Source organism: Fictibacillus sp. b24, assembly GCF_030348825.1.
In the GTDB taxonomy this organism is placed as follows: domain Bacteria; phylum Bacillota; class Bacilli; order Bacillales; family Fictibacillaceae; genus Fictibacillus.
This window is the reverse complement of record NZ_JAUCES010000005.1, coordinates 1,874,284-1,887,310: the sequence shown is the minus strand read 5'-3', so window position 1 is coordinate 1,887,310 and position 13,027 is coordinate 1,874,284. Positions and strand designations below refer to the sequence as shown.

The 13,027-nt window shown below is 38.8% G+C and carries 9 protein-coding genes and 1 riboswitch; of the genes, 7 read left to right on the top strand and 2 right to left on the bottom strand.

The window, feature by feature from the left end; all coding sequences use genetic code 11:
- Positions 1 to 264: 264 nt before the first annotated feature.
- On the bottom strand, positions 265 to 1,167 hold the full coding sequence (locus QUF49_RS09715) for a LysR family transcriptional regulator (protein ID WP_289495464.1): 903 nt from the start codon (positions 1,165 to 1,167) through the stop codon (positions 265 to 267).
- A 139-nt stretch (positions 1,168 to 1,306) separates the two neighbouring features.
- Between QUF49_RS09715 and gltB the strand changes: the two genes are divergently transcribed.
- The 7 genes from gltB to QUF49_RS09680 all read left to right on the top strand — a co-directional run bounded on the left by gltB (position 1,307) and on the right by QUF49_RS09680 (position 12,664).
- Positions 1,307 to 5,863, top strand: a complete 4,557-nt coding sequence (gene gltB / locus QUF49_RS09710; RefSeq protein ID WP_289495463.1) for a glutamate synthase large subunit — start codon at positions 1,307 to 1,309, stop codon at positions 5,861 to 5,863.
- Positions 5,864 to 5,888: 25 nt separating this feature from the next.
- Complete coding sequence (locus QUF49_RS09705; protein ID WP_289495462.1) at positions 5,889 to 7,367, top strand: glutamate synthase subunit beta; 1,479 nt, start codon at positions 5,889 to 5,891, stop codon at positions 7,365 to 7,367.
- A 109-nt stretch (positions 7,368 to 7,476) separates the two neighbouring features.
- The gene (locus tag QUF49_RS09700; protein WP_289495461.1) at positions 7,477 to 8,406 is read left to right on the top strand and encodes a manganese-dependent inorganic pyrophosphatase; all 930 of its coding nucleotides are present in this window, start codon (positions 7,477 to 7,479) and stop codon (positions 8,404 to 8,406) included.
- Between the two features lie 213 nt (positions 8,407 to 8,619).
- Positions 8,620 to 8,727, top strand: a riboswitch (TPP riboswitch).
- Between the two features lie 414 nt (positions 8,728 to 9,141).
- Entirely contained in the window at positions 9,142 to 9,855 is a 714-nt protein-coding gene (gene tenA, locus QUF49_RS09695) for a thiaminase II (protein WP_289495460.1), read from the top strand.
- Positions 9,848 to 10,429 (top strand): ECF transporter S component, encoded by a 582-nt coding sequence (locus QUF49_RS09690; protein ID WP_289495459.1) that lies wholly within the window; start codon positions 9,848 to 9,850, stop codon positions 10,427 to 10,429. Before tenA ends, QUF49_RS09690 begins: the two co-directional genes overlap by 8 nt.
- Positions 10,430 to 10,443: 14 nt before the next feature.
- The gene (locus QUF49_RS09685; RefSeq protein ID WP_289495458.1) at positions 10,444 to 11,895 is read left to right on the top strand and encodes an ABC transporter ATP-binding protein; all 1,452 of its coding nucleotides are present in this window, start codon (positions 10,444 to 10,446) and stop codon (positions 11,893 to 11,895) included.
- On the top strand, positions 11,879 to 12,664 hold the full coding sequence (locus QUF49_RS09680; protein ID WP_289495457.1) for an energy-coupling factor transporter transmembrane component T family protein: 786 nt from the start codon (positions 11,879 to 11,881) through the stop codon (positions 12,662 to 12,664). Before QUF49_RS09685 ends, QUF49_RS09680 begins: the two co-directional genes overlap by 17 nt.
- 26 nt (positions 12,665 to 12,690) lie before the next feature.
- Here QUF49_RS09680 and QUF49_RS09675 read toward each other — a convergent pair whose 3' ends face one another.
- On the bottom strand, positions 12,691 to 12,999 hold the full coding sequence (locus QUF49_RS09675) for a hypothetical protein (protein WP_289495456.1): 309 nt from the start codon (positions 12,997 to 12,999) through the stop codon (positions 12,691 to 12,693).
- Between the last annotated feature and the right edge of the window lie 28 nt (positions 13,000 to 13,027).

The window sequence follows — 13,027 nt, the reverse complement described above, 5'->3', positions numbered from 1 at the left end:
AAGCCAGGCTTTATGCCGGGCTTTTTTCATTTGCAATAGGTGTTGATTAATAGATGATTTATAAAAAAACAGATGCTAATTAAGTAAAAAAGACCGATAATCACGGAAATTTTGATGATAATCACGGAAAAAATGGCATTAATCAAGGAAAAGTGATAACATCTGAATTCTTGTCCTTCCCAAAAGGACACTGCTTCTAAATCCACACAATAAAACCGATAGCTCCTAATTAAAAGGGAACTACCGGCTATAAAAAAAGATATTTTATTGATATTGCTCTAAAACCGAGAAGAATTTAATGACAAATTCATAAAATACATGTTCTGCTGGGGCTAATTCTCGGCTGCGCGGTGTAATAATTCCCACTGTCCGTTTTACGTCTGGGATATCAATCGGAATCTTAACCGTAAAACGTGGTTTCGTTTCATAAAAGGAACTATCGGGTAAGAGTGTAACACCCATACCAGCAGTAACTAATCCTTTTATCGCATCTAAGTCTTCACCTTCACACGCAATTTTAGGAACAAAGCCTGATTCTTTACAAGCATTAACAACAACATCACGTAAGATATACCCATCTGGGAATAGAACAAATTCATCATTTCGTAAATCGCTTAATAACAAACTTCTTTTTTCAGATAAATGATGCTGATCAGGCAGTAATGCCGATATTTTTTCGGTAAAAAGAATATGCCCTTCTAAATCAGGATCATTAGTTGGTACTGGTCCTAAAAACGCGAGGTCAATATCACCGTTTTTTACGCTTTCAGTTAAAAAGCGGTAAGATCCTTGCCTTAAATGAAAGGCAATATTGGGATGTTCCCGTTTAAAAGCAGACACAACAGTTGGGAGAAGATGGCCTGCTAAACTTGTTGGAAAACCAATCTTAATCGTACCTCTTTCAGGATCCAGATATTCATCAATTTGCTTTTTCGCATGTTCTATTGCTTTCATAGCTGTTTTTGCATGGGTAAGAAACAAACGCCCAACCGGCGAAAGTTTAATGTTTCTTCCTTCTCTTTCAAATAATTCAACACCTAACTCTGATTCTAAGTTTGCAATCTGACGGCTGACAGCAGATTGTGCTACATGAAGCGCCAAAGCTGCTTCAGATACGTGTTCGCGCTCAGCAACTTCAATAAAATACTGTAATTGTCTGATTTCCATTACATTGTCACAACCAATCATTCTCATTTTGAGATCGTTTTAATCTAAATTATATATTGTTTCGATTAATTATTAAACTTAAACTAAATGAAAGAAAGTTTCGAATATTCAAGTTGAAAATGTTAAGGGGGAGTTAAAAATGACCTACAGTCAATTTCCAGCACCACAAGGGTTATATAGTCCGAAAAACGAACATGATGCTTGTGGAATTGGTCTATATGCTCATCTAAAAGGGCATGCTACCCATCAGATTGTTAAAAAAGGACTTCATATGCTATGTCAGCTTGATCACCGCGGGGGACAAGGAAGCGATCCTTTAACAGGTGATGGAGCAGGCTTAATGACTAAAATACCGTATAAATTCTTTAATAAGGTAACGAATTTTGTTCTGCCTGAAAAAGGACGTTACGGAGTTGGAATGATCTTTTTCCCAAATGACAAAGACGCTCAAGAAAAACTAGAAAATCAGATTAATCTATTTATTGAACAAGAACAACAAACACTTTTAGGGTGGAGAGAAGTACCTGTATATACGGATTCTATTGGAAAGAAAGCTCAAGAGACTTGTCCTGTTATAAAACAAGTCTTCATTGCTTGTAATGATTCGATCACTGACGAGCTTATGTTTGAACGAAAACTGTTTGTTATTCGGAAACAAGCTGAACATTGGGCTAGACAAAACGGGCTGCAAACGTATTTTGCAAGTTTGTCTTCACAAACAATCGTTTATAAAGGACTTTTAACACCAGAACAAGTTGATACTTTTTATTTTGATTTACAAGATGAGGATTTTTTGTCCCCATTCGCTTTAGTGCATTCCCGTTTTAGCACAAATACATTTCCAACTTGGGAACGCGCTCACCCTAATCGTTATATCATTCATAACGGTGAAATCAATACGTTGCAAGGCAATATGAATTGGATGAAAGCTCGGGAAAAGCAGTTTGTATCTGAAGCTTTCGGAGAAGACATTCATAAGCTTCTTCCGATTTTAGATGCTGATGGGAGTGATTCATCCATATTGGATCAAGCATTTGAATTTTTTGTACTTGCAGGGAGAAAACCTTCTCATACCGCAATGATGCTAATTCCTGAACCTTGGAGTGAGAACCCCCATTTAGAGGCAGAAAGAAGAGCATTCTATGAATATCATAGCTGCTTGATGGAGCCATGGGATGGTCCAACAGCGATTTCGTTTACAAACGGAAAGCAGATTGGAGCGATTCTTGATCGAAATGGGCTGAGACCTGCAAGATATTACGTTACGAAAGATGACTATATTATCTTTTCTTCAGAAGTTGGTGTAATTGAAGTTGAAGAAGAGAATGTTTTGTATAAGGAACGATTAAGTCCCGGCAGAATGCTTCTAATCGATTTAGAGCAAGGACGAATCATTACTGACAATGAAATCAAAACAGAAATGGCAAGTGAACATCCTTATGATGTCTGGCTGACTAACGGACTTCATCATCTAAATGAAGAGGGCGAAGAACCGTCTGTTTCATTAGAGGATGTCAGGAGCAAACAAAAAGCTTTTGGCTATACGTATGAAGATATTCATAAGTACTTAATCCCTGTGATAACAGAGGGTAAGGATCCAATCGGTTCTATGGGTAACGACACACCACTCGCTGTATTATCCGATAATCCTCAATCCTTATTTAATTATTTTAAGCAATTGTTTGCACAAGTGACGAACCCGCCGATTGATGCTATACGAGAGAAAATTGTAACTTCAACAATGACATTGCTCGGAGCTGAAGGAAACCTTCTTCATCCTGGACCGCAAAATGCGAAAAGAATTCAGTTAGATTCACCAGTACTTACAACAAAAGAATTTTATCAGATTAAGAATTTTACGATCTCTGACTTTAAAACGGCTATTCTGCAAACTCTTTTTTCGGAAGATTTGGAAAATGGTTTGGAATCTTTATTTCAAAGTGCTGAAAAGGCTATATCTGATGGAGCAAGTCTATTGATCTTGTCTGATCGTGAAATGAGCGAAACCGAAACACCTATCCCTGTGTTGCTTGCTGTAAGTTCTTTACATCATCACCTTGTGAAAAAAGGATTACGAACGAGAGTAAGTTTAATTGTGGAATCTGGGGAAGTAAGGGAAGTTCATCATTTTGCAAGTTTAATTGGATATGGAGCTGATGCGATCTATCCATACTTAACTTACAGAACATTAGAAGAGGCGATTCAAGAAGAACATATTCAACTATCACTTACAAAAACGATCGCTAAATATAAAAAAGGAATTACAGACGGAATAGTAAAAGTGATGTCTAAGATGGGGATCTCAACTGTACAAAGTTATCGTGGTGCTCAGATTTTTGAAGCAGTAGGAATTGGTAAAGAAGTGATTGACCGTTACTTCCCTGCTACAGCTTCTCAGATCGATGGTATTACGTTAGCTGAGATTGAGAGAGAAGCAAGATTACGTCATCAGCAAGGATTCGAGCACACAATCGATGACACATTAGACTCAGGAAGTGACTTTCAATGGAGAAATAAAGGTGAACATCATGCCTTTAATCCAAAAACCATTCATACGTTACAATGGGCTTGCCGAAAAAATGATTATTCGTTATTTAAAACCTTCTCTAAATTGGCAGATGATGAGAGAACAACCTTCTTAAGAAACTTGTTCTCATTCAAACCAGAAACGAATCGGGTTCCGCTAGAAGAAGTGGAATCGGTTGAAGAGATCGTTAAACGATTTAAAACAGGAGCTATGTCATTTGGTTCACTTAGTCAAGAGGCACATGAATCACTCGCTATCGCAATGAATCGTCTAGGCGGAAAAAGCAACAGCGGAGAAGGCGGAGAAGATCCTGCTCGATTTGTTCCAGACGAACTTGGCAACAACCGAAGAAGCAGCATCAAACAAGTAGCCTCTGGAAGATTCGGTGTTAAAAGTCACTATTTAGTAAACGCGGATGAACTGCAGATAAAAATGGCACAAGGAGCTAAACCGGGTGAAGGCGGGCAGCTTCCGGGAAACAAGGTATATCCATGGGTAGCAGATGTCCGAGGATCAACTCCGGGAGTAGGATTGATTTCACCTCCACCACATCACGATATTTATTCGATTGAAGATATGGCTCAATTGATTCATGATCTAAAAAACGCTAACCGAGATGCAAGAATCAGTGTGAAACTCGTTGCAAAATCAGGTGTTGGTACGATTGCGGCGGGTGTTGCTAAAGGTGCAGCAGATGTCATCGTGATCAGCGGATATGACGGAGGAACTGGTGCTTCTCCAAAAACGAGTATCAAGCATACGGGACTGCCGTGGGAACTTGGGCTTGCTGAAACTCATCAGACGCTGATGCTAAATGGACTCCGTGAACGTGTAACCCTCGAGACGGATGGAAAACTGATGACAGGGAAAGATGTTGTTCTTGCCGCTCTATTGGGTGCTGAAGAATATGGGTTCGCAACTGCTCCACTTGTCGTTTTAGGTTGTGTGATGATGCGCGCTTGTCATTTGGATACATGTCCTGTAGGTGTTGCTACGCAGAATCCGGAACTTAGAAAAAAATTCATGGGTGACCCGGATCATGTGGTAAATTACATGCGGTTTGTAGCAGAGGAAATTCGAGAAATCATGTCAGAACTCGGCTTTAGAACAATGGAAGAAATGGTAGGACGTACGGATGTATTAACGGTAGGTGAGAAGGCAAGAAATCACTGGAAGGCAAAGCATCTTGATCTTTCAAGACTTCTTTATCAGCCTGAAGGCGTTCGTACACGACAGACTTCACAAAATCACAAGATTGAACAATCACTAGATATAAAGCAAATTCTGCCACAGCTGCGTCCTGCGTTAGAAGATCAGAAGCCTGTTTCATTAAATCTTTTAATTAAAAACACGAATCGCGTAACAGGAACAATCGCAGGAAGCGAGATTACTAAACGATATGGGGAAGAAGGACTTCCGGAAGATACTGTAACCCTTACTTTTACTGGATCAGCAGGTCAAAGTTTTGGCGCATTCATTCCACGAGGCATGACGATGTACCTGAATGGAGACAGCAATGACTACTTTGGTAAAGGGTTATCTGGAGGTAAGATGATTGTCGCTCCTCCAAAAACGTCTGAGTATCTTGCTGATGATAATACAATCGTAGGTAACGTAGCATTTTATGGTGCAACGAGCGGTGAAGCCTATATTAATGGCCTTGCAGGTGAAAGATTCGCAGTTAGAAACAGTGGTGCTAACATTGTTGTTGAAGGTATCGGTGACCATGGCTGTGAGTATATGACAGGCGGCCGAGTAGTTGTATTAGGTAATGTAGGAAAGAACTTCGCTGCTGGAATGAGCGGTGGTATTGCATATATCTACACACAACAACCTCTACTGTTTAAACGTTTATGCAACAAAGAAGGCATTGAATTTGAAAGATTGATTGATTTGGAAGAAACAGAGACTGTTAAACAACAAATCATTAATCATTACGCTTATACACAAAGTGAAAAAGCTGCAGCAATTCTACAAAACTGGAAAACGGCACAATCACATTTCGTAAAAGTGATTCCTAAAGATTACAAAGAAATGATTAAGAAAATTGACGAAGAGAAAAAAGCCGGATTCACGGAACAAGAAGCCATCATGAACGCATTTGAAGCTGGATCAGCTCCAAAAAAAGCATCAGGCAGACCAGGCCCGACAAAATTAATTCTGAAATGAGCTAAGATGAAAGGAGAGATTTAATATGGGTAAACCAACTGGATTTTTGGAATTCCCTCGTGAAGACACGATAGAGAGAAAACCTCTCCACCGTCTTAAAGATTGGAAAGAATATACCGAGAAACAACCTGAAGATATGTTAAAAAGACAAGGTGCAAGATGCATGGATTGCGGAACACCTTTTTGTCATATCGGGTTTGAAATCAACGGGGCAGCTGCAGGCTGCCCCATTAACAATCTGATTCCTGAGTGGAATGATCTTGTTTATCGCGGAAAATGGAAAGAAGCTCTCGAACGTCTCATGAAAACAAACAATTTCCCTGAGTTTACAGGACGGGTTTGCCCAGCTCCTTGTGAAGGTTCATGTACCGTCGAACTAGCTGGACCGGCTGTAACGATAAAAAATATAGAGAAGGCGATTATTGACAAAGGCTTTGAGAACGGCTGGATCCAACCTCGAATTCCTGTAAAAAGGACTGGAAAGAAAGTAGCGATTGTTGGTTCAGGGCCAGCTGGACTTGCTGCCGCTGATCAATTAAACCAAGCAGGTCATTCTGTAACTGTTTACGAACGAGATGATAGAGCAGGCGGATTGTTAACATATGGAATACCTAATATGAAGCTGGATAAAGATATCGTGGAAAGAAGGATATCATTATTAAGACAAGAAGGAATTGACTTTGTTTTAAATACTGAAGTGGGTAAAGATATAATGCCTGAAGAATTAAAGTCTCAATATGATTCCATTATTCTTTGTACAGGTGCTCAGAAACAGAGAGATTTGAACCTTGAAGGTAAAGATTCCCAAGGCGTTCACTTTGCGATGCACTATTTGACTCAGGCGACTAAAAGACTGTTGAACCTTGAAGTAAATGAGCCTTTGATTGATGCAGAAGGGAAGAACGTCATTGTAATAGGCGGTGGTGATACAGGTGCTGACTGTGTAGCTACGGCTCTTCGTCAAAAGTGTAAAAGCGTAGTTCAATTCGGTAAACATCCAAAACTGCCTAATGCAAGAAGCGATTCAAACATGTGGCCAGAGCAGCCTAACATATTTACAATGGACTATGCTTATGAAGAAGCTACCGCTCAATATGGGCATGATCCTAGAGAGTACTCTGTTCAAACAAAAAAAATTGTATCTGATACAGAAGGTAATTTAAAAGAACTTCATACCATTCAAATGAAGAGAACTTCAGATGATAAAGGTAATATTGTATTTGAAGAGATCCCTGGATCCGAAAAAGTATGGCCGGCAGATCTTGTTTTCATTGCAATAGGTTTTGAAGGTACCGAACAGCCAGTTTTAAAAAAATTTGGAGTAGAAACAAAGAACAATAAAGTAAATGCTAAGCACGGTGACTATAAAACGAATGTAGATGGAATATTTGCAGCAGGTGATTCAAGACGAGGTCAAAGTTTGATCGTTTGGGCAATTCAAGAAGGACGTGATTGTGCTCGTCAAGTGAATCTATCATTGATGGGAAGTACGGTTTTGCCTTAGAGCTTTTTTCCATGCTACAATAAACTCCAAAAGCCAAAAGCTGTTTTTATATGATAAAATAAGGCTTGGCTATCAAAAAATAATTTATGTATTTATAAGGAGTAGAAGCATGGAAAAAGTACTTATTTTTGGACACAAAAATCCAGATACTGACACGATTACTTCAGCAATCGTTTACGCTGATCTTAAGTCTAAATTAGGACAAAATGTAGAAGCAATCCGCCTAGGTGAAATTAATGGTGAAACAAAGTACGCTCTAGATTACTTTAAAGCTGACTCTCCGCGTTTAGTTGAACATGTTTCTGCTGAAACAAACTCGGTTATTTTAGTCGACCACAATGAACGTCAGCAAAGTGCAAACGACATCGACAAAGTTCGAGTACTAGAGGTCATTGATCATCACCGAATCGCAAACTTTGAAACAAGCGATCCTCTATACTACCGTGCAGAGCCTGTTGGATGTACGGCAACCATCCTGAACAAGATGTACAAAGAAAAAGGCGTTAAAGTAGAAACGAACATCGCTGGTCTGATGCTTTCTGCGATTATTTCTGATTCTCTTTTATTCAAATCACCAACTTGTACAGAAGAAGATGTTGAAGCAGCACGTGAGCTAGCTGAAATTGCAGGCGTAGATGCTGAAACTTACGGACTTGAAATGCTTAAAGCAGGTGCTGACTTAAGCGATAAGTCAGTTGATGAGCTTATCTCTTTAGATGCTAAAGAATTCAATATCGGACCTAGTAAAGTTGAAGTAGCACAAGTAAATACTGTTGATGCTAGTGATGTATTAAAGCATCAAGCTGAACTTGAAAGTGCGATTTCAAAAGTGATTGATGAAAAAGGCTTAGATCTATTCATGTTCGTTGTAACAGATATTTTAACGAATGATTCTACAGCTCTTACACTTGGTAAAAGAGCAGAATCCGTTGAAGATGCATACAATGTGAAATTAGAAAACAATACAGCGGTTCTTAAAGGCGTTGTTTCTCGTAAAAAGCAAATCGTACCAGTACTAACTGAGGCGATGAGCAAGTAATTGTTGGCTTTAAAGGGCAAAACCAATTTAGGTTTTAGCCTTTTTTTTTTTGATTTCCTGAATCTACTCGCTCACCGCACGCCGTCATGGAATAGAATTCAACCATTTCCAAGAGAGAGTCTAAAATTGTCCTCCCGAAGCAGACTTACTCAAAAACTGTTGACAATCAAAACTAGCCTGCTATTATTTAAAACATACAACCAACTAAATATTAAAAACCACTAGGGGTGCCTTTCATAAGGCTGAGATCGAAGTGTGACTTTGAGACTCTTAGAACCTGATCTGGATTATACCAGCGTAGGGAAGTGGTGTTGCGGAGACCTATATTCATACATAGAGTTTAATTCTCCATATACAACCACTTTCTCGCTGAAAGTGGTTTTTTTGTTGGGTTCTTTTCTAAAGGCTTTTTTTAAAGATTGTTGCTTTTGAGGGATTTCGTTCAAGCCTCTTCTTAGATAAGTTGATTTGAGTGTAAGGGTGCGTGCCCGCCACATGATAAGCTTCTTGCAAGGCATGCGACGAGGAAACTTACAACGGTAGCATTAACTTGTAGACGCAGGAGCAAGGAATCTTCCTTGAAGCGGTCAGGTGAGACCCTTTAGGGCGCAAAGCGGCAGGAGGCTCACCGTACGCCCCGCGGAAAGCGAAGCAACCTGGAGCGGAAATCAACCACTTTCAAAAGCAACAATGAATACGAAAACAGCCTTATTTTAAAAAACAAGGAGGATTCACATGAAAACATTCACCGAAACTTTACGAGAAAAAGCCAATCCAATTTGGGAAGCAAATCTCCATCATCCTTTTGTAAAAGGTATTGCAGAAGGAGACCTCTCTTTAGAATGCTTCAAATACTACGTATTGCAAGATTCCTATTATTTGTCTCATTTTGCTAGAGTTCAAGCAATAGGAGCTGCAAGGGCTGAAGATCTATACACCACTTCAAGAATGGCTGCTCACGCACAGGGTACGAATGATGCAGAGTTAGCACTTCACGAAACATTCATGAAACAGCTACAGGTTACCGAAGAAGAATTAGCGAACTTTGAACCCGCTCCAACCGCGTACCATTATACATCACATCTATACCGAGTAGCAGAGTCTGGTAGCTTAGGAGAAATTATTGCTGCTATCCTCCCATGTTATTGGATTTATCACGAGATCGGTGAACGCTTTAAAGATGCCACACCACTTGAACCGATTTATCAAGAGTGGATTTCAGCTTATGGTGGTGAGTGGTTTTCACAACTTGTCCAAGAACAAATTAACCGGTTGGATGATTTAGCAGAAATAGCAAGTGAACAGGAAAAGGATAAGATGACTCGCCATTTCTTAATCAGCTGTGAGTACGAATATTTATTCTGGGAAATGGCTTATACACTGGAAAAATGGCCAGTTGCATACGGCACAGCTGCAACAAAAGTTGGGAGGGAAACAAAAAATGTATAAAGGACTGAAGTTAACTGATATTCTAGTAACCATTGTTATATCCATTGGGTTCGGCATTATTTATAAAATGTGGGGACCTCTTTATTATGCGGTTAAGCCGCTCGGGCTTCATATTGATCAATTGATCTATGGAATGTGGTTTATGGCTGCAACCGTTGCCTTCTTGATCATTCGAAAACCAGGGGTTGCTTTTTTAGCAGAAATTGCCGCTTCCTCAGGAGAATTTCTAATGGGGTCTGAATTTGGGCTTGAAGTTTTATTATATGGTGTTGTTCAAGGACTATTTGCAGAATTAGTCCTTATGACTTTTCGCTATAAGCGGTTTGATTTATTTGTTATTTCTCTCGCAGCGATAAGCGCTTGTGCAGGCTCTTTCATTTTAGACTTTTATAAAGGTTATGTTGGTGATCTATCGACATGGAATCTTACACTATTTATTGTATTCAGGCTAATTGGCTCCATCATCTTTACTGGAATGTTAGCTGTTTCAATCGCTAAAGCACTAGAAGCAACAGGAGTGACCAAACTGGTTCGCCCTTCATCAAAGGAAGATTATGAGGCACTGGATCAATAAATGAGGTGGCTGAAATGGATACCGCAACATCTGTAAAACATTTAAGATTAAAGTTTCCAGGGGATGATGACTTGCTCTTTAAAGATATAAATTTATCGTTCCAAAAAGGAGAGAAAGTGCTTTTGCTCGGACCTTCTGGATGTGGAAAATCTACTCTCCTGCAAGTTCTTTCTGGAATTATTCCTCATTCTGTAGAAGTTCCTATTAAAAGCGAAGGTATACAGAACCCTGATAAATGGGGGTTTGTGTTTCAAGATCCTGAAACACAGTTTTGTATGCCGTATGTCGATGAAGAAATAGCATTCGTGTTGGAGAATTTACAAGTCCCAAGAGAAGATATGCCAAGCAGGATAGAGGAGTTATTGCATGAAGCAGGTTTACATTTGAATGATATCCATACACCGATTCAGAACCTTTCAGGCGGAATGAAACAGCGTTTAGCTATCGCATCGGTGTTAGCACTCGATCCCGATGTCATTTTTTTAGACGAACCTACTTCACTAATTGACGAAAGTGGTACTGAGCAAATTTGGGAAACTGTAAAAAAGATTGGCGAGGATAAAACGATAATTATAGTGGAGCACAAAATTGAACTGATCGTTGATTTTGTTGACCGTATAATCGTTTTTACTCCTGAAGGAAGAATTCTTGCTGATGGGGATTCTTCCACCATTTTTTCACAATACAAAGAGAAACTTAAACAGTATGGCATTTGGTATCCAGGTGCATGGAACGAATACAAAAAGGAAAGCTGTTCGACGATCCAGTGTATGCAACATAACAAATTGTATCTAGAAAGCTTTAAGGGGTATCGTAACAAGCAATTAAAAATATCGTTAGAAAGCACAACCGTTCATTCTGGAGAGTGGATAATGGTAGGAGGAGAGAACGGTGCAGGTAAGAGTACGCTATTATTATCGCTAATGCAGCTGATAAAAACATCTGGCACCTATCAAATGAACGATTTTACCATAACGAAAATTAATGATTTGTATGGCTTAGCTTATCTCGTTTTTCAAAACCCTGAATTTCAATTTTTAACAAATTCCGTATACGATGAAATGACATATGGATTAGCTATAGATCATGAAATTACAGCTAGAGCAGAAGAAATACTTACTACTTTCGGGCTAGCAACAAAAGAGAAGCATCACCCGTATCACCTTTCTATTGGTCAAAAGAGAAGGTTAAGTGTCGCTTCAGCATTCATACAACTTCCAAAGGTCCTATTGCTTGATGAACCAACATTTGGCCAAGATTCTATAAACACGTTTAGGATTCTAGAGTGGTTGGAAAACGAAAGGCAAAAAGGAACCATTATTATAATGGTGACACACGACTCCGAAATCGTTCAACATTTTGGAACAAGGCTATGGGAAGTGAAGAATGGAAAGGTAGTCACTGATTGCAAAATAAATGGGTCGTTGAGGTCTAAAGAGGAGCACTTATATGAATTCAGTCTTTAGAGGCAAAGGGACTTGGCTGCATAAAATTAATCCTTCATTAAAACTTCTAACGATGATGATTTTATTTGTTTTTGCAATCACTATTCATCAACTAAATTTTATGATCGGATTTTCAGTAGTTATATCTCTACTGTTTCTATTCGGTACAGGATACTCATATAAGCATATCCTTCTACTTTTGATTCCATTTTTACTTATATTTTTATCAACATCTTCGTCTATGATCCTGTTTGGGAAAGGAGAAACCACGTTATTTAAATGGGCGTACGTCCATATAACAGAAGAGAGTTTACTTCGGGGTATTCATTTAGGATTTAGAGCTTTATCATTTGCCATGCTGAGTTTAACGTTTGTCTTAACAACACAGCCTGTTAAACTGTTTTATTCATTAATGCAGCAGCTTAAACTTTCACCAAAGTACGCATATAGCTTTATGGCTGCTATTCGGTTAATTCCAATTTTGATAGAAGAATTCCAAACCATACGTAACGCCCAAAAAGTAAGAGGGGTTATAGGGTATAAGAATCCGTTGAAAAGATTGCAGCATCTTGTAATCCCTTTGTTATCACAAAGTATTCGGCGAGCACATCGAATTGCAGTTGCTATGGAAGCAAAAAGATTTGATTCAAGTAAAAAGCGAACCTTTTATTATGAAGTTGGGTTCTCAAAGTTCGATTCTCTTTTTGTGAGTTATTTTCTAATCATGTTTACGCTTGCGTACATTTTCTCCATGTACTTCCCATTATTTTCTACAGATGTTAGATTTTAAACAGACAAAGAAGCTGAATTTACATTTCAGCTTCTTTGTTTTAACAAGGTCATGTTGTCTTTTTGCTTTATTACAACAGCATAACGATCTTCTTTAATATTTTTGTATATGTAATAAGGCACCGTTAACTCTTTCCCCCCAGTAAATACAATTTTATAGCTCGGCTGTGTAACAAGTGAAGTACCTATATCTTTAGTCAGCTCAATTCTCTTTTTTTCAATCACGTGGCCACGATATTCAATAACCTCAAATTCTTTTTCAACATAACCAGACCAAGCGAAAAAAAGTAAAAATCCAGAAACAAAAGTGCATAGTATGGAAACCATTCTCATCATAAGATCACCTCTGTCTATTGTTAGTCAA